Here is a 21,077-nt window from a genome sequence, read left to right as displayed (position 1 = left end):
AAATGCTTGGCGACTGCGTCATACCGTTGGCATTAACAAACACATCGATCTATCACGAGGGCGAATTCTTACAAAAGAAGCGCTCCAAATCATGATTGACGCCCCTTGGCTGCCCCACATGAAGGAAAAATTCCGATATGCTAATCGGGTGCAGCAAGTACGCGCTTCGCGGGCCCCTTTTCCACCAAACCGAGCCCAGCCTGCCCTTGGTCACCTTGAGGCAGGCAACAAGCGTTGCCATGACATATGCTGCCTATAACAAATCAGCACCTACCTGGCGACTGTATTTCTTATAAATTAGATTCACTTTTACACTAGAAAATCCTATCAGGAGCTTTACCAAAATGGATGCCAACGCCGATCTGGCCAAACTTGCGCTGGACTATCACGCGTATCCCACTCCCGGGAAAATCTCGGTGGTCCCTACCAAGACCCTAGCCAATCAAGATGACCTCTCGCTAGCCTACTCCCCCGGCGTCGCATCTGCTTGCATGGCCATCCACGCCGAAGGCGAAGAAGCCGCCGCCAAGTACACCTCGCGCGCCAACCTGGTTGCCGTGGTTACCAACGGTACCGCCGTGCTGGGTCTGGGCAATATCGGCCCCCTGGCCGCCAAGCCCGTCATGGAAGGCAAAGGCTGCCTGTTCAAGAAATTCGCCGGCATCGATGTGTTCGATATCGAATTGAACGAAACCGATCCGGACAAGCTGGTCGACATCATTGCCGCACTGGAACCCACCCTGGGTGGTGTGAACCTGGAAGACATCAAGGCCCCCGAATGCTTCTACATCGAGAAGAAGCTGCGCGAGCGCATGAGCATTCCCGTGTTCCACGATGACCAGCACGGTACCGCCATCATCTCGTCCTCCGCTGTTCTGAACGGCCTGAAAGTCGTCAACAAGAACATCGCCGACATCAAGCTGGTTTGCTCGGGCGCTGGCGCTGCTGCCATTGCTTGCCTGGACTTGCTGGTTGCCCTGGGAGTGAAGCTGAGCAACATTTTCGTGGCTGACTCGCGCGGCATCATCTGGAAAGGTCGCGACGAGAACATGGAGCCCAACAAGGCTCGCTACGCTCAGGAAACCGATGCCCGCACCCTGGCTGATGCCATGGTTGGCGCTGACGTGTTCCTGGGTTGTTCCGCTCCTGGCGTATTGTCCGCCGACATGGTCAAGACCATGGCCGACAAGCCCCTGATTCTGGCCCTGGCCAACCCCGAGCCTGAAATCCGCCCCGAAGTAGCCAAGGCTGCCCGCCCTGACTGCATTATCGCGACTGGCCGTTCGGACTACCCGAACCAGGTCAACAACGTGCTGTGCTTCCCCTTCATCTTCCGTGGTGCCCTGGACGTTGGCGCCAGCGTGATCAACGAAGAAATGAAGCTGGCTTGCGTGAAAGCCATTGCCGATCTGGCCCAGGTCGAGCAAAGCGACGATATGGCCACTGCTTACGGCGGCGAAGATCTGCGTTTTGGTCCTGAGTACATCATCCCCAAACCGTTCGACTCCCGTCTGATCGTTCAGATCGCACCTGCCGTGGCCCAAGCTGCGATGGACTCCGGCGTTGCCGCCCGTCCTATCGAAGACATGGACGCCTACCGTCAGAAGCTGATCGCCATGACCTACCACACCGGCCCGCTGATGCGTCCGTTGTACATGCAGGCCAAGGCTGCGCCCAAGCGCATCATTTACGCTGACGGCGAAGACGAACGCGTATTGCGTGCCGTGCAAACCGTCGTGGACGAGAAGCTGGCCCAGCCTATTCTGGTGGGTCGCCCCAGCGTGATCGACATGCGCGTCAAGAAAGCAGGCCTGCGTCTGGAAGCGGGCAAGAACGTGCAAATCGTTGATCCTGAAGACGACGATCGCTTCACCGAGACCTGGACTGCCTACTACAAGCTCAAGGCACGTGAAGGCGTGACTCCAGACATCGCCAAAGCCATGATACGCAAGCACAACTCGCTGATCGGCGTGATGCTGCTGCAACGTGGTGATGCTGACGGCATGATCTGCGGTGTGGCCAGCAACTACGACAGCCAGCTGCACTATGTTGAGCAAGTCATTGGCCTGAAGAAAGAAGCCCAGACTTTCGCCGCCATGAACGTGCTGATGCTGCCTACACAAACTCTGTTTGTGTGCGACACCCACGTCAACGAGAACCCCACTGCCGAACAGATCGCCGACATGACGATCCAGGCCGCTGACGAAGTCAAACGCTTCGGTGTGGTGCCTCGTGTCGCGCTCTTGTCGCACTCGAACTTTGGCAGCCGCCAGACCGAGTCGTCCCGCAAGATGGCCAAGGCTCGTCAGATCCTGGCTGAACGCGCTCCCGACCTGGAAGTGGACGGCGAAATGCACGCTGACTCCGCCCTGTCCGAGAAAATCCGCCTGAAGGCCTTCCCCGACAGCACGCTGCGCGGTTCGGCCAATCTGCTGATTACTCCTAACCTGGACGCCGGCAACATCACCTACAACATGCTGAAGATGACAGGCAGCAACGGTGTGGCCATGGGCCCCATCCTGCTGGGTGCGGCTCGCCCCATCCACATCCTGACCACCAGCGCTACGGTGCGTCGTATCATCAACATGACAGCCCTGGCTGTTGTGGATGCACAGCAAGAAGCCCAGCAAAACAGCTAATCCTGTTTAGCTGAATAAAAACCGGATGCAGCGTAAAGCAGCATCCGGTTTTTTATTTCATGATGACTTTGGCACCCAGTTTCGCTGAACAAAGCTGTCGCCTGATCCAACAGAGTATCGGTGCTCAGGATCAAGCTCATTTAGCCACAATGGACACAACACAGCCGCGTATCCTCTCTCAGGGTTGGCGGGTGCCCGGAATCTTGTGCAAGTTCACTCCGTCAGCCGCGAAGTGTCCGAACCAGATGAGCAGACATCGCACTCCAAGAGCAGCCTATTTCCGCACCCGCCCTGCTCGCACAGACAAAGGCCAACTGATTCGGCGACGCTGATCGGGATCACCCCACTGCTTGCGCAACTCCACTTCCACTGCGCTCAAGGGACTGGCGCCCAGCGCTTTTTCAGCCGCTTTCACAGCCGACCAGGTTCTGATGTATCCCAGGAGCTGTGGCAAACTCCAATCCACCTCCATGGCCAAAGGCGGCAAGCTCAGCTCCTGAAAAGGAAAGGCCAGGCTGCGATACCCCTCTTCCACATGACGGCGCTCCGGTGGCCAGTAAGCGCCGATGGTTTCATAGTAGAAGTGCTGCATGACGCTATCCACTGCACCCTCCACATGCAAGACGCCATAGGTGATCAAAGCCAGCAAGGCATCGGGGCGAGCGATACGCTGAACCTCGGCATAGAAAGGCCCCAGATCCAGCCAATGAGCCGCTTGCGCGACGGTGATCAAATCCACGCTGTTATCAGCCAGACCGCTGTTGTCAGCCAAAGCCGTGCGATAGCTCACACCCTCTTGCGGCTGCGCCTGAGCAATCTGATCGGCGCTGCCATCCGTGGCAATCACTTCCTTGAATCGCTTGGCCAGCAACACAGAAAGCTGCCCAGTCCCGCAGGCACAATCCAGCGCCCTATCCTGTGCGGGACTCAGTTCGGCCAACACATCCGCCAGCTTTTGCGGATAACTGGGGCGGTAACTGGCATAGTCGGCTGCAACTTGGGAAAAGTGATCTTTGAACTGGGAGTCTGCCATCGCTTCACCTTTGTCTCTTGATATCAAGCCATATAGTAGTTTGCTAAACGCGGAGCCTGGAAACCAGCGTAAAAAAGAGACTATTTTTAAGCAGGCACATGAGGCATCCCTAGCCACTCGCTCACCGAGTGGCCGACTGACTGCCCCTGCTCAAACAGGCCGACGAAGTTTGAACTTGCGATGACCCACACGTTGCGCATGATAGATCCCTGCATGCCCCGAGAACACATAGGCTGCTACACAAGCGATCGCCGCCAAAGGCCCCAGTTCTGCACCAAACAGCTCCATCGCCATCAGTGTGCACGCAATCGGTACATTGGCTGCGCCGGCAAAGACGGCCACAAAGCCCAAGCCCGCCATCATTGAAAAAGGCATGTGCAGCAAGGGAGCCAAGGCATTACCCAGAGTCGCCCCTATGTAGAACAAGGGCGTGACCTCCCCTCCTTTAAAACCGGAGCCTAAAGACAGGACAGTAAACCCCAGCTTGCCCAGAAAATCCCATGGCTGCATAGGCTCGTGGAAAGCGCGCACTATTTCCGGAACACCCAGGCCAATGTACTGGTAGGCATCCAACGCCCAGACAGCGATCGCCACCACCAGCCCGCCCCAGAAGGGTCGCATGGGTGCATACTTGATGCTCTTTTTCATCCAGGCGGAAAGCTGGTGAGTCAGCATGGCGAACAACATGCCGATCAGGCCGAACAGAACCCCGGCGATCAGCACAGCCAGCATGCTCCAGCCGTCTAGTGACACGACGTGCTCAACGACGTAATGGGTATGCTGCACCCCCCAGACCAGGCCCACCTGGTCGGCAGCAATCGCAGCGATCAGGCAAGGGAACAAGGCGTTGTAGCGCATACGGCCTATCGCCAGCACTTCCATGCCAAACACGGCTCCGGCTAAAGGCGTGCCAAACACAGATGAAAAGCCGGCACTCATACCTGCCATCAACAGAATGCGTCGATCTTCCCGGTCCAAGCGAAACACATAGGTTAGCTGGTCCGACAAGGCGGCACCCATTTGTACGGCGGTGCCCTCTCGGCCTACCGATGCACCGAACAAATGGGAAATCACGGTTCCGCCAAGTACCAAAGGCGCCATGCGCAAAGGCACCACTTTCTTGGGGTCGTGAATTTCCTCGATCAGCAGGTTATTACCTGCACTAACAGACTGCCCTACGCGTTCATACACCCAGCCTACGGCCAAGCCTGCCAGCGGCAGTAGCCAAATCAGCCAGGCATGCTGTATCCGCCAGGAGGTAGCCTGCTCGAGTGAAAAAAGGAAAAAAGCGGAAGCGCTGCCTGCCAGCACGGCAATCAGGCAAGCGAGCACAAACCATTTGCCGTAATACGACAGCAGGTTTAGCGAGAGTGAGGTTTTGAGTCTGTTCATGGGTCGTAAGCTCAATGGAATCGGGCTGACCACAAACAGAAGATGTAAACGCGGACGCCTACAGCCCCGACGGTGGTCAGGTCACTGTAGACGTCATCAGCTGCTTCAGAACGAAACGGCGGTTAAAGGAGGAACGTCATCTCCAGGAAGAAATTGTACAACGACTCCTTGAAGCCGCAAATAAACAGAGCGAAATTTTCAAGCCATGACCGGCGTCATCTGACGGCCTCGGGACAGGCTCAAGCCCCCTATGGTCAGTGCCAGGAAGACTGCGGCAGCTATCCACCAGCCCATGGCACCAGTAATCAAGGCCTGGCCGATCAGGCCTGCCTGAATGACGTAATACACCATGGGTATCAAGGTCTTGCGAACAATCTCGCCCTCACGTCCCAACATGCCGACAACCGCACCGGCAGCCACCACGTTATGGACGCAAATCATATTGCCAGCTGCTCCACCTACCGCCTGCAATGCAACCACGATAGCGGACTGGTCCACACTCAAGCCAATTTGCTGAGCGGTAGAGAACTGGAAGTACGAAAACATCATGTTGCTGACAGTATTGGAGCCCGCAATAAATGCCCCCAAACTACCCACCCAGGGTGAAACCGTAGGCCATGCCTGCCCAACCGCCGACGCGGCCCCTTGAGCCAGCACCAGCGGCATGCTGGCAATGGAACCATCAGCCGCTGCCGAGTTGATAAACACCTGCACCATAGGCACGGCCAACAACAAAGCAGGAGCTGCGCTGCCCATGGTACGCAGCGATGCTTTCACACCGACGACATACTGCTGACTGTTCATGCGAAAAATCGCAATGCAGGCCAGTGAGACCAGAATCAAGATGGCCCCGGGCGAGAACAGCAACTGAGCCGATGTAGAAATACCAGTACCCAAAATACCTTCCACCTTGATTGTGGCCGAAGGCCCCGTCAACCAGGCTTTTACGGCAGGAACAGTACGAGTAAAGATCAAAAGTGCAACCACCAGCACATACGGCGAGAAAGCCCGCAATACCGAAAAGCGTTGCTGCGATTCCGTGTTATCCATCGCCACTGTGCCCAGCCAGTGGGACGGCCATTGACTGCGATCCGGGAAATCAAAGGTTTTGCGAGGTGCAAACCAGCCCTTTCGAGCTGCGCTCACCACGATTACCAGTCCGACCATCGAACCCAGCATGGAGGGGAACTCAGGGCCCAGGGTAATGGCAATCAGGTAGTACGGAACGGTAAAGGCCAAACCGGCAAACAAAGCAAACTTCCATGCCCCCAGCCCCTCGGCAAAGGAGCGGCGTTCACCGAAAAAGCGAGTCAACAAACCGCAGAGCAACAGTGGAATCACAAAGCCGGTCATGGCATGAATCAAGGCGACGTTCTCGACGATCTGCTGCAAATACTCAAGCGGCTGCAAGGGCGAAATGGCAGCTGCAACATCAACCTTGTTATCAATACCTGAACGCACTCCAACCAGCATGGGCGTACCAACCGCCCCGAAAGACACAGGCGTGGACTGGATAACCAACACAGCCATCACCGCTGCCATGGCTGGAAAGCCCAGCGCCAGCAGCAAGGGAGCCCCAACAGCGGAAGGCGTACCGAAACCCGACGAGCCCTCGATCAGGGAGCCGAACAGCCAGGCAACAATAATGACCTGAATGCGACGATCCGGCGATACATCCATAAAGCCCTGGCGAATCGCACTTAATGCTCCGCCCACCTTGAGCGTATTCAAAAGCAGCACGGCACCAAATACAATGAACAGCAGGGTCAATGCGGTAACAATACCGTTGATCGTGGCTGCAGCAATAACTTCGGCCTGGCTCCCCCATACAAATAAAGCGAGAATCGCCGTAACCAGATACGCGGCCCCCATCGATAGTTTGGCTGATCGCCCCATCACCACCATCAATAGAAAAACAACCAATAATGGCGTCAGAGCCAACAAGGTGTATAAAAGACTCATCCCGGATTCTCCTTTGTGTGACTGCACGTATAGGAGGAAGAGGTTTTGTTGGTGAACAAATGCGGCTATGAGCCCGGCCCTGGGCAGCGCAACCACTTCCCGTTTTGTATTTTTGAGCATCATAGCGGTATTACCACCTTTGCATTACCAGCAGAAACCCTGACTATTTTGGCGCCTCAAGGCCTTAATACGATTAAAAAACCAAGAAAGTGGTAATACCAAATTTAAAGAAGCGTCCTATATGACTATGAATCCCAGCACTCGCCTATCGGACCTGGTTGCTGAAAAAATCCGGCAACTTATACAGGATGAACAGTTGCAACCCGGTGACCGAATCCCGTCCGAGCGTCAATTGGCTGAACGGCTGGATGTGTCGCGTGTACCGATACGGGAGGCCTTGCGCTCGCTAAGCTCTGAAGGCTTGCTGATTACCCGCCGTGGTGGGGGTACTTATGTTCAAGACAGCGAGTTGATCAACTGGCCAGCCCAGAGCATTGCGCCTCTGGAGGAGCTGATCAATGAAGACCCCTTGTATCGCTATGATGTTCTAGAGGCACGTCGGGCCTTGGAAGCCAGCACAGCCTGGCATGCGGCACAACGAGCAACAGATGCGGACAAAAAGCACATTGAACAGTGCTTCCAAGTGATGGTTCGGCATCAACAAAACCAGGATGCAGACCTGTCGGCACGTGCAGACGCCCAATTTCATCTGGCAATTGCCATGGCCTCTCATAATGTCGTGCTGGTGCAACTGATGAATGGCTTGTTCCAGTTAGTGTTCTCTACAGTGAAAGAGAACCGGCGCGCCATGTTCGAGTTCGACAATGCACGGGAAGTGGAAATTTTGACCGAGCAGCACGCGGGAGTTATGAAAGCTATTTTGGATGGTGATGCAGAACGGGCTCGCGAGCTGATCGGGCACCACCTGGATCATGTCCAGGCCAAAGTCCGATTTTCTGAAGAGAACAAAGCTCGTGAACAGCGGATTTTCCGCTTCAACAACCACCTGTCTCAGCCTTGAAGCCTAGCCTGTCAGACATTGGGGCTGCTGCATGTTGACGTGCATAGGGTGATGACAATGCCAGCGACAATGCCGGCGACTCTGGCGGTGCGGGCAGTGTTGGTGATCGCTGTGGCTGTGGCTGTAGCCATAGCAATAAAAAAATAACGGGCAAAAAAAAGTGCACCCAATGGTGCACTTGACCTTCCAGCTACTGCTTCATAACGCTACGGGCTACATGAACACCCGGGGCACGCCCCAGGGATCGCAGCCCGAAAGCATTAACGTTGAGCAGGTACGTCGCGCTGAGTTGGGCCCACGTACAGCTGACGTGGACGGCCGATCTTGTAATCTGGATCGGACAGCATTTCGTTCCACTGAGCAATCCAGCCTACGGTACGAGCCAGGGCGAAGATAGCGGTGAACAAGGACGTCGGGATGCCGATAGCGCGCTGAACGATACCCGAGTAGAAGTCTACGTTGGGGTACAGCTTGCGTTCGACGAAGTATGGATCTTCCAGAGCAATACGCTCCAGTTCCATGGCCAGCTTGAACAGAGGATCGTTCTCCAGGCCCAGGGCTTCCAGAACTTCCTTGCAGGTTTCTTGCATCAGCTTGGCGCGTGGGTCGTAGTTCTTGTAGACACGGTGACCAAAGCCCATCAGGCGCACGCCCGAGTTCTTGTCCTTGACCTTCTCCATGAACTCGCCAACCTTGTCGATGCCGCCGTTGGCTTGCAACTCTTCCAGCATGTTCAGGCAAGCTTCGTTTGCACCACCGTGGGCAGGGCCCCACAAGCAAGCAACACCCGCAGCGATCGCAGCGAAAGGATTGGTACCCGACGAACCGCACAGACGCACGGTGGAGGTGGAGGCGTTTTGTTCGTGATCTGCATGCAGGATGAAGATACGGTCCAGAGCGCGCTCAACCACTTCGTTGACCTTGTAGTCTTCGCAAGGGGTAGCGAACATCATGCGCAAGAAGTTGCCGGTGTAGGACAAATCATTCTTGGGATAGATGAAAGGCTGTCCCAAAGAATACTTGTACGCCATCGCAACCAGAGTAGGCAGCTTGGCGATCAAGCGGATAGCCGACACATGACGGTGATGAGGATTCGTGATGTCCGTGGAATCATGGTAGAACGCCGACAGGGCACCGACCAGGCCGGTCAGTATTGCCATGGGGTGAGCGTCCGGACGGAAGCCGCGCAGGAAGTGCTGCATCTGTTCCTGAACCATGGTGTGGTTCGTGACCAGGGAGTCAAATTCCTGCTTCTGATCTGCGTTGGGCAACTCGCCGTTCAGGATCAGGTAGCACACATCCATGAAATCGCACTTTTGTGCCAACTGGTCGATCGGGTAACCACGGTACATCAACTGGCCCTTGTCGCCGTCAATGTAGGTGATACCGGATTCGCAAGCCGCCGTTGCCATAAAGCCCGGGTCATAGGTAAACATACCTGTCTGACCGTAGAGCTTACGGATATCGATCACGTCCGGACCTACGGTGCCCTTGTGTACAGGGAACTCAACCGAAGGGCTACCGTCGGAGAAGGATAGCGTGGCTTTTTTATCTGACAATTCCATCACTTTTTTCCTCAATGGTTATAGCTTTCGCATAATGTCTACTAGTCGCTGAATGTCCGGTGTGGCGTACTGCCCTTCCGGCTCGGAGCGAGCCAGAAGGACATCCAGCAAAACTGTATCGTCCATTTCGAACAAGCGGGTCAGGGCCGAGACGTCCTGATCAGTCAGCTCGTTTTCGTATTGATCCAGAAAACGGGTGATCATCAAGTCGTTTTCAAGCAAGCCCCGGCGCGCACGCCAGCGCAGGCGCGCACGCTCCAATTCCGTCAATGTTCTCATCGGTACATACCCACCTTTTTAGATACTGCGACGCACCAGCATTTCTTTGATCTTGCCGATGGCATGCGACGGGTTCAGTCCTTTTGGACAGACGTCCGTGCAATTCATGATCGTGTGGCAGCGGAACAAGCGGTATGGATCTTCCAGATTGTCCAGACGCTCGCCCGTTGCTTCGTCACGCGAGTCGGCAATGAAACGATAGGCTTGCAACAAACCAGCAGGACCGACGAACTTGTCGGGGTTCCACCAGAACGATGGGCAAGAGGTCGAGCAGCAGGCGCACAGAATGCACTCGTACAGACCATCGAGCTCCTCACGGGCTTCGGGCGTTTGCAAACGCTCTTTCTCTGGAGGAGGAGCATCGTTGATCAGGAACGGCTTGACCGAATGGTACTGATCGAAGAAGTGGGTCATGTCCACGATCAGGTCACGGATAACCGGCAGACCTGGCAGTGGGCGCAGAACCACAGGCTCTTTCAAGTCGCGCATATTGGTGGTGCAGGCCAGTCCGTTCTTGCCATTGATGTTCATGGCATCGGAACCGCACACACCTTCACGGCAGGAGCGACGCAACGCCAGGCTGTCGTCCATGTCGTTTTTAATGCGCAGGATCGCATCGAGCAGCATCTTGTCGGTGGGCTCCAGCTCGACTTCGATCTTCTGCATGTAGGGACGCTCGTCCTTGTCAGGATCGTAGCGGTAGATTTCAAATTTGACCTTACGTTTTTGGCTCATGTCAGTATCCTGCTTAGAAAGTCCGGGCCTTGGGCGGAATCGTTTCGGCTGTCAGAGGCTTCATCTGGACAGGCTTGTACTCCAGACGGCTGCCTTCCGAGAACCACAAGGTGTGACGCAGCCAGTTTTCGTCGTCACGTTCTGGGTGGTCGTTCAGGGCATGAGCACCGCGACTTTCAGTACGATTGGCGGCCGACTTCGTCGTAGCGCGAGCCACTTCGATCATGTTGGCCACTTCCAGAGCTTCAATACGGGCGGTATTGAACACCTTGGACTTGTCTTTGAAGTAAATATCCTTGACTTCGGGAACCAGGGATTCGATCTGGTCGACACCTTTGTGCAACAGATCCAGGGTACGGAACACGCCGCAGTGAGCCTGCATGGCCACACGAATCTTGTTGCCCACGTCCTGTGCCTTTTCGCCCGATGTACGGGATTCCAGACGGTTGACGCGGTCCAGCGAGTACTCGATGGAGGACTCGTTGATTTCCTGGTGCGCGTGCGTTTTCTCGGGGTGCGAATCCACAATGTGGTTGCCGGCAGCGCGACCGAACACGATCAGGTCCAGCAGGGAGTTCGTACCCAGACGGTTGGCACCGTGCACGGAAGTAGCGGCACATTCACCGATGGCGTACAGACCGTTGACGATCTTGTTCTCGCCCGTTGGCGTTTGGGTCACAACCTGACCGTAGTAGTTCGTGGGGATACCGCCCATCTGGTAGTGGATGGTTGGAACCACAGGGATTGGGTCTTTGATCGGGTCCACGTTACCGAACTTGATCGCGATTTCGCGAATCGAAGGCAGACGTTTCTTGATGACGTCAGCGCCCAGGTGATCCAGTTTCAGAACCACGTAGCTACCGTCGCCACAACCGCGACCTTCCTTGATTTCCTGGTCCATGGAACGGGACACGAAGTCACGTGGGGCCAAGTCTTTCAGGGTGGGAGCGTAACGCTCCATGAAGCGCTCGCCGTCTTTATTGAGCAGGATACCGCCTTCACCGCGCACGCCTTCGGTAATCAGCACGCCAGCGCCGGCTACGCCAGTGGGGTGGAATTGCCAGAATTCCATGTCCTGCAAAGGCAGACCAGCACGAGCAGCCATACCCAAGCCGTCACCCGTGTTAATGAAGGCGTTGGTGGAAGCAGCCCAGATACGGCCAGCACCACCGGTAGCCAGCACCACGCGCTTGCCTTCCAGAACGTAGATTTCGCCGGTTTCCATTTCCAGAGCGGTTACGCCCAGAACGTCGCCCGCTTCGTTACGCAGCAGATCCAGCGCCATCCATTCCACGAAGAACTGGGTACGGGCAGCTACGTTACGCTGGTACAGGGTGTGCAACATGGCGTGGCCGGTACGGTCAGCAGCGGCACAGGCACGTTGAACAGGTTTTTCACCAAAGTTGGCAGTGTGACCACCAAATGGACGCTGGTAAATCGTACCGTCCTGGTTACGGTCAAACGGCATACCGAAGTGCTCAAGCTCGTACACAGCGTGTGGAGCTTCACGGCACATGAATTCAATGGCGTCCTGGTCGCCCAGCCAGTCCGAACCCTTGACGGTGTCGTACATGTGCCAGTACCAGTGATCCTCGCTCATGTTACCCAGGGAAGCACTGACGCCACCTTGAGCCGCCACGGTGTGGGAGCGGGTTGGGAACACCTTGCTGAGCACGGCCACGGACAAGCCAGCCTGAGCCAATTGCAGGGAACAACGCATACCGGCGCCACCGGCACCGACCACCACTACGTCAAACTGACGGCGGGGCAAAGATTTTGTGATGGAAGCCACGGTTTAGAGACTCCAGATAATTTTTGCAAAAAAGACGACACTGGCAACCAGCCACAGCAAGGTCAACACTTGCAGGAACAAGCGCAGACCAGCGGGCTTGACGTAGTCCATCCAGATGTCACGCACACCAATCCAGGCGTGCCAGGACAAAGACAGGAAGAACAAGGTTGCCAGCAACTGACCCAAAGGCAGGGAGCCGACCGTGAACGAGAACAGGCCGCGCCAGGTCTCGAAATTCAGTTCACTGCTAAACAGGATGCCGCCGATGATGACCAAGGTGTAGATGGCCATGATGACTGCGGTGACACGCTGTGCCAGAAAGTCCAAGGTACCGTAGTGGGCACCCACTACCAGGCGGTTTGCGCCAATGCGCTCACGATTTGCCATTACCACACCCCAAACAGTTTCAAACCAAACACAACGGTCAGCGCCAGGCTGACCCCGAACACCATACCGGCCGACTTCTTGGCGGACTCTTTGTCGTTACCCAGGTGCAGGTCCAGTGCCAGATAGCGGATGCCGGCACAGAAGTGGTGCAGGTAGCCCCAGATCAGGACCAGAAGGATCAGCTTACAGACAGGGTTGTCGACGTAGCTGCGCAAGGTCTCGAAGGACTCTGGAGAGCTGACGCTCAAAGAGAACAGTGGCAATAGAACGAGCGGCAGGCAAAGAAACAGCAATGCACCACTGACACGATGCAAAATCGACGATTTTGCAGCCAGGGGCAAGCGGTAGCTCAATATCTGCGGCACGCTGATATTGCGATACTGCGGACGCTGCTTGGGTGCGGTATCAGACATGATGGCCTCGAAGTAGATAAAAAAAAGTCATAAAATTTTTAACCTTGGTATTTTCACCTATTTGACACTACGGCGCAGTATCAAATACCGTATGCCGCCGAACTAGCTGAGCGTGTTTCGGTAATGGAAGCGCTCAGTCAGGTACAAGCCCCGGCGCAACTCCATCGGTCGATCACCATAGGTATAGGACACGCGTTCCACGTGCAGGAGCGGCGAACCGGCAGCGACCTGCAAGACCGAGGCGGCCTCTTCGGTGGCACTGACAGCACCAATCTTTTCATCTGCGCGCACCATGCTCACGCCGAATTTGCTCTCGAACCAGGCGTACATCGGGCCCTTGTTCTGCTCGACGGCCTCCAGGGTCAAACCCTTGAAGACGGAGCCAGGCAGCCAGATATCGTCATAAATGGTCGGGACCTGATCAAAGGACAAAACCCGGCGCAGGTTCACCACCATGTCGGAGGTGCGCAAATCCAGCAGCACGGCAACATCCGTAGGCGCTTTCATTCGACGCACATCCAGAATACGGCTCTGGGAAGCCACAGGCTTGCCATCATCCGGGGCCAGGCGCAGGAAACGAAAGCGCACACGAGCTTCGTGATGGGTGGCCACAAAGGTACCCTTGCCTTGACGACGGATCAGGAGGTTGTCGGCGGCCAGCTCATCAATGGCCTTGCGCACCGTGCCCTGGCTGACCTGAAAGCGGGCAGCCAGCTCCAGTTCACTGGGGATGGCTTCGCCGGGCTTCCACTCGCCACGATCCAGCCCCTGCAGCAACAAAGCCTTGATCTGTTGATACAGAGGGCTATAGGCCGCGCTAGGAGCGGATTTTTCGATTTCCTGGGTGCGTAGCGGCGGCACGTTATCAGACATGGGGCTCATAAAAAATGCGCGGCAGATACAGCTTGAAACGCGCATTTGTTCATAAAATAGACAGTGCACTAATTTTCGCATGACCGGCCCCGAATGTCTAACGCTCTTATGTCTTATATAAGATATAAGACGTTTGACGCCGCTATCGTTTTGGTCTAGTCTGCGCAGTGAAAAAAGAGGCTTTTCCTCTTGCGAAAAACCGTTTTCCACGCCAGCCGCCCGGTCTGCAAAAGATTTAAACTGTGTTTTTCGTCACCGTCTTCAAACCCAAAAACGGAGTCTTACTCTCATGTCCAAACCCGCAATGCGCGTCGCCGTTACCGGCGCTGCTGGCCAGATTGGCTACGCCCTGCTGTTTCGCATCGCTTCCGGCGAAATGCTGGGCAAAGACCAGCCTGTAATCCTGCAGCTGCTGGAACTCGCCGACGAGAAAGCCCAAAAGGCCCTGAAGGGCGTCATGATGGAACTGGACGACTGCGCCTTCCCGCTGCTGCAAGGCATGTCCGCCCACAGCGATCCTGAAACCGCCTTCAAAGATGCTGATATCGCCCTGCTGGTCGGTGCCCGTCCTCGTGGCCCAGGCATGGAGCGTAAAGATCTGCTGGCCTTCAACGCCCAGATCTTCACAGCACAAGGCCGTGCCCTGAACAAAGTGGCCAGCCGTGACGTGAAAGTGCTGGTGGTCGGCAACCCTGCCAACACCAACGCCTACATTGCCATGAAGTCCGCTCCTGATCTGCCAGCGAAGAACTTCACTGCCATGCTGCGCCTGGACCACAACCGCGCCCTGTCGCAGTTGGCCACCAAGTCCGGCAAGGCTGTTGCTGACATCGAGAACCTGATCGTTTGGGGCAACCACTCGCCCACCATGTACCCTGACACCCGTTTCGCTACCGTGAACGGCGAGAAGATCGACGCGATCATCAACGATCAGGCCTGGAACCGCGAAACCTTCATCCCCACCGTGGGCAAACGTGGCGCCGCCATCATCGAAGCCCGTGGCCTGTCCTCGGCTGCTTCGGCTGCCAACGCCGCCATCGACCACGTGCGCGACTGGGTGCTGGGTTCGAACGGCAAATGGGTCACCATGGGTGTTCCTTCGGACGGCTCCTACGGCATTCCTGAAGGCATCATCTACGGCGTGCCTGTGACCACCGAAAACGGTGAGTACAAGCGTGTTGAAGGGCTGGAAATCGACGCCTTCTCGCGTGAGCGCATGGACCACACCCTGAACGAGCTGCTGGAAGAGCGTGACGGTGTGAAAGACCTGCTGGGTTAATTGACCCGCTAGTCTGCAAAATCCCCGCCTGAACGGCGGGGATTTTTTTGCAGACCACAAAGAAGTGCCGGGCGCTGCATGCCAAAGGCCGAGTTGCAGATAGCGCAAGCCGCCATCCCTGCCTAAACACCCAAGACAGAGCGCTGATCAGACGCTACACCGCGTCTACGTTCGCCTCATCCTGCAAAGACTGTGCATAGACCACCATCCGCAAATGGCGGCTTTCATCAATAATGAGCGAAGTCTGCTCGAACTCGCGCAGTTGCCCATCCAGGACCAGACTACGCAGGCCACTACAGGGCAAATGCACATCATGTTGATCCCAGTACTGCTTGAACTCCGGTGAGACCCGCTTGAGCTCATTGACCAGCTCCTGCATATCCGTACCCTCTGTCGCACGTGCGAAATCCCGCCGAAAGCCGGACAACATTTCTGCTGCCTGCTGTTCCCAAGATGCAAAACGCGTATGCAGCACCGGATCCGTAAACATCTGCCAGAGCAAATTACGCTGTCCTGGCTGATGAGCGCCAAAGCCCAGCAATTCATCGGCCATGTCATTGAAGCCCAAGACATCCCAACGGAGATTCAGAACAAAAGCAGGATGGGGCAAATCGTGCATCAAGCGTCGCACCAGAGGAGGCAAGACACACCAGGTGATACCCGGCTCAGCTGGCAGCCGCTCGTGAGCCAGCAAAAACAGATGACGTCGCTCGGCCGCGTCCAGCTTCAAAACGCGAGCCAAATTATCCAGAAAGCTGGCTGAGACCCCGATGTCACGGCCTTGCTCCAGCCAGGTATACCAGGTCAACCCCACTCCGGCCAAAGCAGCAACCTCCTCGCGCCGCAATCCGGGAGTACGACGTCGGCCACCGCTAGGCAAGCCTACATCCTGAGGCAAAAGGCGTTCACGACAGGTGCGCAAAAAAGCGGACAAATCGGGCCGCGTTCGTTCCAGCGTTCTCACTAATCAAACCCCCATTACTTTCAGTAATAGCATAAACAGTTAAATTGTAATCGCTTAAAAAGAATTCAAGAATACAGATGTTTTCACCTCAGACAAGCATCATGAACTCGAATTCCTTCTGCTCTACCCCTTGCTCACACGCAGCAAACAACCCGCCCTGGCTCGGCCTTGCCGTCCTGCTTCTGGCCGGATTCGTCACAATTTTTGATTTATTCGTCGTCAATATCGCCATCCCCAGTATTCAAGACCAGCTGGGGGCCAGCTTTACCGAGATTGGCTTCATTGTGGCGGCTTATGAACTAGCCTTCGGCGTACTGCTGATTACAGGCGGCCGCTTGGGCGATCTATTCGGCAGGCGCCGACTTTTCATTATCGGCATGACCAGCTTCACCGTAGCCTCGGCTCTGTGCGGTGTTGCCCCCAATGCTCCACTGCTTATTGTGGCCCGAGTAGCACAAGGACTGGCAGCAGCCCTGCTCTTTCCCCAAGTTTATGCCTCCATCCGAGTCAATTTTGACGGAGACAACAGCCGCCGAGCGTTTGGGCTTTTAGGTATGACGCTGGGGCTGGCCGCCATCGCTGGGCAAATACTGGGGGGCTGGATGGTTCACGCCGATTTATTCCAGTTGGGCTGGCGCAGCATCTTTTTAATCAATATTCCAATCGGATTGCTGGCAGTTGCCGCCGCCCGCTACATCCCTGAAACCCGTGCTGACCAAAGCAGCAGCCTGGATGGTGCTGGCGTCATGTTGATCAGCCTGGCACTGAGCCTTTTGCTCATCCCTCTCATCCAAAGCGCCGAGCATGGGTGGCCCCCATCCAGCCTGGCCAGCCTTGCCGCCGCTGCTGCCTTCCTAGGGGTCTTCTATCTGCACCAAGAAAAACGGCGCTGCACAGGTCACGCTCCTTTAGTGGACATGCAGCTTCTAACCCAGCCGCGCTTTGCTTTAGGGACTCTATTGGTGTTGTTGGTGTACTCCACCGCCAGTTCTTTCTTTCTCTGCTTTGCCCTGTTGCTGCAAAGTGGCTTGGGCTTAAGCCCTCTGTATGCGGGCAGCATCTTTGCCCCTGCCAGTGTGGGTTTTGTGGCCGCATCCCTGAGTGCTCCCCGCCTCGTCGCCCGCTACGGCACCCGAGCCATTACCGTTGGTTCTTTCCTCTACGCCCTCTCTTTTGCCTGGCTGATTGCTCAAATTGCGTCAAGCGGTACAGAGTTGACTCCCACATACCTGATTCCCGCCCTGACTCTTCTGGGAGCGAGCCAAGGTCTAATCATGACGCCCTTGCTGAATCTGGTTCTAGGCTTCGTCGATGAAACGCAAGCAGGCATGGCCTCAGGTGTAATCTCCAGCACCCAACAAGTCGGCGCAGCCCTGGGGATTGCCGTGGTCGGCCTGCTCTTTAATAACGGGCGCACTTCAGGCAGCGCCACCTCAACCATTGCAGAACAATATATCTCTGCCTTTGCAACAGGCATGCTCTACAACATGGCTGCTGCTTTGCTGATCAGTCTGCTATTACTGGCGTTAAGCAGAACCAGCCAACACTAGAAACAAGCCTTAACCGGTGGAAGTCTGCTCATTGGCTTCATTTAAGCGGGCTGAATACAGCCATATACCATCAGCCTTTACGCAACTTCCGCCACAAGGTACTACGACTAATTCCCAACTGCTGTGCCGCCAAGGCACGGTTACCGCCACACTCTTCCAGTACTTTGGCCAGATGCTCTTGTTCATTGCGCTCCTGCTGATCACGCAAGGCTGGCAAGGCGGGCTCGCTCACCACGGCCCGCAACTCAGGCGCAATATCTTCCAGCACCACAGCCTGATCGCCTTGCACTGTGCCCAGGACCATCAAGCGTTCGATCAGGTTTTCCAGCTCGCGGATATTGCCGGGCCATATGTAGTGGCGGCCTAGTTCAAGCAACTCCGCCATCCACTGCGGGTTGAGCATGCTTGCACCACCCAGACGTTGGGCAACCTTGGCCAGTAAATGCTCCACCAACTCCGGCAAGTCCTGTGTGCGCAGACGCAAAGGCGGCAAACGCAGCACCAGAATGTTCAGTCGATAAAACAGATCCTGGCGGAACACGCCTTCTTTAACCTGCGCGGCCAGATCGCGGTGAGTAGCCGCAATCACGCGCACATCCACCGGCGTTGGCTCAATAGCCCCGATACGCAGCACTTCTTTTTCTTGCAGCACACGCAGCAAACGGGTTTGTAGCGGCAAGGGCATTTCGCCAATCTCGTCCAGAAACAGGGTGCCGGTGTGGGCCGCTTCCACCAGCCCCACCTTGCCACCTCGACTGGAGCCGGTAAATGCCCCCTCCACATACCCGAACAGCTCGCTTTCCAACAGGCTGTCCGGGAAAGCCGCGCAGTTCACGGCCACAAAGGGTTGCGCGCGTCTGGCGCTGGCGCTGTGAATGCCTTGAGCCAGCAATTCCTTGCCTGTGCCGCTTTCACCAATAATCAAGGTTGTGGCTGTACTTTGGGCGCAAGCCTGGGCTTGAGCACGCAGCTTGCGCATGGGCGAGCTTTGCCCCACCAGATCAGATAGCTCGTAACGGGCATGACGCGATGCGGCTTGCTGACTGCGGGATCGCAAACTACGGTCCAGTCGTTGAATCGCTGCCGGGTCCTGGCACAGCAACACAGCACCACTCAAACGCCCCTGCTCCAGAATCGGCATGCGGGTCACAATCGCGGTACGGCCACCTACTTGCTGCACCGTATCCAACTGCACTTCCAGACTGCGCAGCGTGCCAGCCAGATCCAGCTCGGGATACAAGGAACCCAAACGACGGCCAATCATGGCTTGAGCCGGTTGGCCCAACCAGGCTTCCATCGCCGGGTTGACGGTTTCAATCCGCTCGTCCCTGTCCACTGACACCACGCCGTCACGCAACTGCGCCAGAATCGTATTCAAGCGATCCCGGCGAGCAGCCTCAGCGCGAGCCACACGAGCCAGTTCGATAGCGGATTCCAGGGCCTGTCGCACCGCTCCTTGTGAATACAGCAGCACGCCTTCCATCTGATTCTCACGCGCCAGATCCACCACAAGACCGGGTGCCAGCACCCACTCCACGCCCAGCTCTTTCAAATCCTGGACACAGCTACGCGCATCAGCCTCGCTGCGATAGCTACGTAGCTCCACAGGCAGATCAAAACGCTGCACGAACTCCATCAGCTCCAGCGGCATTTCGCCATAGGTCACCACCGCTTTGCGCTCTGCCTGTGCCGAGGCCAGACTGCCCATAATGTCGAAGCCACCGGGATGGACCAACACCACTGGCAAGTCCAGATGTTCGCGCAAATAACTGCCGTTGGAACCGGCAGACACCAGCACGTCAATTTCGCCTGTTTGTCGCAAAACCTGCACGGCCTCCACGGCCTCGCCATAGGCTTTGTCCACAATCAGTATTTCGGCCTGGGCGCGAAACTGCGGCACCAGCTCCTCCAATAGAGAACGCAGTCCATGCAAGCCAAAAGCTACCAGACGCAGACGCGCAGGCGGGGAGGAAGGATAAGGCATATGGTTTCACCCGGGCTTCAATAATGCGACATTGTTTCAAATTACGTTTCAATATTGAAACACAAAACAGAAAAAGACAATATTCCTGGAAGGGAGCGACGACATCGCTCCACGCGAGAAATCCCCGCCTCCTCTGGGTTCAGGCTTTTCATCGCCCCCATATATGAACTTGGCACAGCATTTGCTTTAGTAGAAGCAACCCATCGCAGCACTACGCTGACGACATTTTTATATCTTGTGATCTGGAGCCCCAAATGAGCCAAAACCAACTGACATCGGCAGGCGCCCGTTTCCGCCAGGCCCTGCGTGAAGAACAGCCTTTGCAAATCATCGGCGCCATCAACGCCAACCACGCTTTGCTGGCCCAACGCGCCGGCTACCGCGCCATCTACTTGTCGGGTGGCGGTGTCGCGGCTGGCTCTTTGGGCTTGCCTGATCTGGGCATCAACACGCTGGACGACGTGCTGACCGACATTCGTCGCATTACCGATGTGTGCGATCTGCCTTTGATGGTGGACATTGATACCGGCTTTGGCGCTTCGGCCTTCAACATTGCTCGCACTATCAAAAGCCTGATCAAGTTCGGCGCTGCCGCTTGCCACATTGAAGACCAGGTCGGTGCCAAGCGTTGCGGTCACCGCCCCGGCAAAGAAATCGTCAGCACTGGCGAAATGGCCGACCGCGTGAAAGCCGCTGTTGACGCACGTACCGATCCAGAATTCTTCATCATGGCTCGTACAGACGCGATTGCCGTCGAAGGCGTGGACGCTGCTCTGGAACGTGCCCAGGCTTGCGCGGAAGCGGGTGCAGACGGCATTTTTGCTGAAGCCTGCTACGACCTGGACACCTACCGTCGCTTTACCGAAACCCTGAATGTGCCTGTGCTGGCCAACATTACCGAGTTCGGTCAGACCCCGCTATTCACTGTGGAAGAACTGGCGTCGGCCAATGTGGCCATGGTGCTCTACCCCCTGTCCGCTTTCCGCGCCATGAACAAGGCCGCCGAAACTGTCTACCAAGCGATCCGTCGTGACGGACATCAAAAAAATGTCATCGATTTGATGCAGACTCGTGAAGAACTGTACGATCGTATCGGCTACCATGCTTACGAGCAAAGCCTCGACAAGCTGTTCCAGAAAAACAAGAAGTCCTGAGCCACCACAGGCTCCCGCCCGGCCCCTTGACTGGGCCGTCGCGCGGGTAAAACCC

The 21,077-nt window shown here is 56.2% G+C and carries 17 protein-coding genes and 1 riboswitch; of the genes, 5 read left to right on the top strand and 12 right to left on the bottom strand.

Annotated features, from left to right (window positions below; translation table 11 throughout):
* Nucleotides 1–344 precede the first annotated feature (344 nt).
* Entirely contained in the window at nt 345–2,639 is a 2,295-nt protein-coding gene (locus N879_RS17645) for an NADP-dependent malic enzyme (RefSeq protein WP_022983550.1), read from the top strand.
* Between the two features lie 274 nt (nt 2,640–2,913).
* Here N879_RS17645 and N879_RS17640 read toward each other — a convergent pair whose 3' ends face one another.
* The 3 genes from N879_RS17640 to N879_RS17630 form a co-directional block, all read right to left on the bottom strand.
* Complete coding sequence (locus tag N879_RS17640; RefSeq protein WP_009457675.1) at nt 2,914–3,672, bottom strand: class I SAM-dependent methyltransferase; 759 nt, start codon at nt 3,670–3,672, stop codon at nt 2,914–2,916.
* Nucleotides 3,673–3,822: 150 nt separating this feature from the next.
* Nucleotides 3,823–5,064, bottom strand: a complete 1,242-nt coding sequence (locus tag N879_RS17635; protein WP_009457676.1) for a voltage-gated chloride channel family protein — start codon at nt 5,062–5,064, stop codon at nt 3,823–3,825.
* A gap of 80 nt (nt 5,065–5,144) precedes the next feature.
* Nucleotides 5,145–5,217: riboswitch (Fluoride riboswitch) on the bottom strand.
* A gap of 45 nt (nt 5,218–5,262) precedes the next feature.
* A complete protein-coding gene (locus N879_RS17630) occupies nt 5,263–7,026 on the bottom strand; it encodes an L-lactate permease (RefSeq protein ID WP_009457678.1) in 1,764 nt (587 codons plus the stop codon).
* Between the two features lie 241 nt (nt 7,027–7,267).
* Here N879_RS17630 and lldR point away from each other — a divergent pair, with 241 nt between their 5' ends.
* The gene (gene lldR / locus N879_RS17625) at nt 7,268–8,047 is read left to right on the top strand and encodes a transcriptional regulator LldR (protein ID WP_009457683.1); all 780 of its coding nucleotides are present in this window, start codon (nt 7,268–7,270) and stop codon (nt 8,045–8,047) included.
* Between the two features lie 260 nt (nt 8,048–8,307).
* On the opposite strand, the gene gltA is transcribed toward lldR, so the two are convergent.
* From gltA to N879_RS17590, 7 genes are all read right to left on the bottom strand, one after another.
* Nucleotides 8,308–9,612, bottom strand: coding sequence for a citrate synthase (gene gltA / locus N879_RS17620; RefSeq protein ID WP_022983549.1), 1,305 nt, complete (start codon nt 9,610–9,612; stop codon nt 8,308–8,310).
* An 18-nt stretch (nt 9,613–9,630) separates the two neighbouring features.
* Nucleotides 9,631–9,891, bottom strand: coding sequence for an FAD assembly factor SdhE (locus tag N879_RS17615; RefSeq protein WP_003802528.1), 261 nt, complete (start codon nt 9,889–9,891; stop codon nt 9,631–9,633).
* Nucleotides 9,892–9,909: 18 nt separating this feature from the next.
* Entirely contained in the window at nt 9,910–10,626 is a 717-nt protein-coding gene (locus tag N879_RS17610; protein ID WP_003802530.1) for a succinate dehydrogenase iron-sulfur subunit, read from the bottom strand.
* Between the two features lie 13 nt (nt 10,627–10,639).
* On the bottom strand, nt 10,640–12,418 hold the full coding sequence (gene sdhA / locus N879_RS17605; RefSeq protein WP_022983547.1) for a succinate dehydrogenase flavoprotein subunit: 1,779 nt from the start codon (nt 12,416–12,418) through the stop codon (nt 10,640–10,642).
* Between the two features lie 3 nt (nt 12,419–12,421).
* Nucleotides 12,422–12,805: a succinate dehydrogenase, hydrophobic membrane anchor protein gene (sdhD, locus tag N879_RS17600; RefSeq protein ID WP_003802535.1), complete on the bottom strand. Its 384-nt coding sequence runs from the start codon at nt 12,803–12,805 to the stop codon at nt 12,422–12,424.
* Nucleotides 12,805–13,218, bottom strand: coding sequence for a succinate dehydrogenase, cytochrome b556 subunit (gene sdhC / locus N879_RS17595; protein ID WP_009457694.1), 414 nt, complete (start codon nt 13,216–13,218; stop codon nt 12,805–12,807). Before sdhC ends, sdhD begins: the two co-directional genes overlap by 1 nt.
* 102 nt (nt 13,219–13,320) lie before the next feature.
* Nucleotides 13,321–14,091 carry a GntR family transcriptional regulator gene (locus tag N879_RS17590; protein ID WP_009457695.1) on the bottom strand — a complete coding sequence of 257 codons (771 nt, stop codon included), beginning with the start codon at nt 14,089–14,091 and terminating at the stop codon, nt 13,321–13,323.
* A 289-nt stretch (nt 14,092–14,380) separates the two neighbouring features.
* Here N879_RS17590 and N879_RS17585 point away from each other — a divergent pair, with 289 nt between their 5' ends.
* On the top strand, nt 14,381–15,370 hold the full coding sequence (locus N879_RS17585) for a malate dehydrogenase (protein WP_022983546.1): 990 nt from the start codon (nt 14,381–14,383) through the stop codon (nt 15,368–15,370).
* 154 nt (nt 15,371–15,524) lie between these two features.
* Here the strand turns inward: N879_RS17585 and N879_RS17580 are convergent, their stop codons facing one another.
* On the bottom strand, nt 15,525–16,304 hold the full coding sequence (locus N879_RS17580) for a helix-turn-helix transcriptional regulator (RefSeq protein ID WP_009457707.1): 780 nt from the start codon (nt 16,302–16,304) through the stop codon (nt 15,525–15,527).
* 131 nt (nt 16,305–16,435) lie between these two features.
* On the opposite strand from N879_RS17580, the gene N879_RS17575 reads away from it, so the two are divergent.
* Nucleotides 16,436–17,884 carry an MFS transporter gene (locus tag N879_RS17575; RefSeq protein WP_031233020.1) on the top strand — a complete coding sequence of 483 codons (1,449 nt, stop codon included), beginning with the start codon at nt 16,436–16,438 and terminating at the stop codon, nt 17,882–17,884.
* A 70-nt stretch (nt 17,885–17,954) separates the two neighbouring features.
* Here the strand turns inward: N879_RS17575 and prpR are convergent, their stop codons facing one another.
* The gene (gene prpR / locus N879_RS17570) at nt 17,955–19,868 is read right to left on the bottom strand and encodes a propionate catabolism operon regulatory protein PrpR (protein ID WP_009457709.1); all 1,914 of its coding nucleotides are present in this window, start codon (nt 19,866–19,868) and stop codon (nt 17,955–17,957) included.
* A 254-nt stretch (nt 19,869–20,122) separates the two neighbouring features.
* Between prpR and prpB the strand changes: the two genes are divergently transcribed.
* The gene (gene prpB, locus N879_RS17565; protein WP_009457710.1) at nt 20,123–21,022 is read left to right on the top strand and encodes a methylisocitrate lyase; all 900 of its coding nucleotides are present in this window, start codon (nt 20,123–20,125) and stop codon (nt 21,020–21,022) included.
* The last annotated feature ends 55 nt before the right edge of the window (nt 21,023–21,077 follow it).

The sequence above is a fragment of the Alcaligenes sp. EGD-AK7 genome (genome assembly GCF_000465875.3).
In the GTDB taxonomy this organism is placed as follows: Bacteria; Pseudomonadota; Gammaproteobacteria; order Burkholderiales; family Burkholderiaceae_B; genus Alcaligenes; species Alcaligenes phenolicus.
Note: the sequence above shows the minus strand (reverse complement) of the source record. Positions and strands in the feature narration are given on the sequence as shown.

What these genes read in the sequence shown, in the direction of transcription:
- prpR (WP_009457709.1), bottom strand. Translation starts at nt 19,868, where the DNA reads ATGCCTTATCCTTCCTCCCCGCCTGCGCGTCTGCGTCTGGTAGCTTTT.
- N879_RS17615 (WP_003802528.1), bottom strand. Translation starts at nt 9,891, where the DNA reads ATGAGAACATTGACGGAATTGGAGCGTGCGCGCCTGCGCTGGCGTGCG.
- N879_RS17610 (WP_003802530.1), bottom strand. Translation starts at nt 10,626, where the DNA reads ATGAGCCAAAAACGTAAGGTCAAATTTGAAATCTACCGCTACGATCCT.
- N879_RS17575 (WP_031233020.1), top strand. Translation starts at nt 16,436, where the DNA reads ATGAACTCGAATTCCTTCTGCTCTACCCCTTGCTCACACGCAGCAAAC.
- N879_RS17645 (WP_022983550.1), top strand. Translation starts at nt 345, where the DNA reads ATGGATGCCAACGCCGATCTGGCCAAACTTGCGCTGGACTATCACGCG.
- prpB (WP_009457710.1), top strand. Translation starts at nt 20,123, where the DNA reads ATGAGCCAAAACCAACTGACATCGGCAGGCGCCCGTTTCCGCCAGGCC.
- N879_RS17635 (WP_009457676.1), bottom strand. Translation starts at nt 5,064, where the DNA reads ATGAACAGACTCAAAACCTCACTCTCGCTAAACCTGCTGTCGTATTAC.
- N879_RS17640 (WP_009457675.1), bottom strand. Translation starts at nt 3,672, where the DNA reads ATGGCAGACTCCCAGTTCAAAGATCACTTTTCCCAAGTTGCAGCCGAC.
- N879_RS17630 (WP_009457678.1), bottom strand. Translation starts at nt 7,026, where the DNA reads ATGAGTCTTTTATACACCTTGTTGGCTCTGACGCCATTATTGGTTGTT.
- sdhC (WP_009457694.1), bottom strand. Translation starts at nt 13,218, where the DNA reads ATGTCTGATACCGCACCCAAGCAGCGTCCGCAGTATCGCAATATCAGC.
- N879_RS17585 (WP_022983546.1), top strand. Translation starts at nt 14,381, where the DNA reads ATGTCCAAACCCGCAATGCGCGTCGCCGTTACCGGCGCTGCTGGCCAG.
- N879_RS17590 (WP_009457695.1), bottom strand. Translation starts at nt 14,091, where the DNA reads ATGTCTGATAACGTGCCGCCGCTACGCACCCAGGAAATCGAAAAATCC.
- lldR (WP_009457683.1), top strand. Translation starts at nt 7,268, where the DNA reads ATGACTATGAATCCCAGCACTCGCCTATCGGACCTGGTTGCTGAAAAA.
- gltA (WP_022983549.1), bottom strand. Translation starts at nt 9,612, where the DNA reads ATGGAATTGTCAGATAAAAAAGCCACGCTATCCTTCTCCGACGGTAGC.
- sdhD (WP_003802535.1), bottom strand. Translation starts at nt 12,805, where the DNA reads ATGGCAAATCGTGAGCGCATTGGCGCAAACCGCCTGGTAGTGGGTGCC.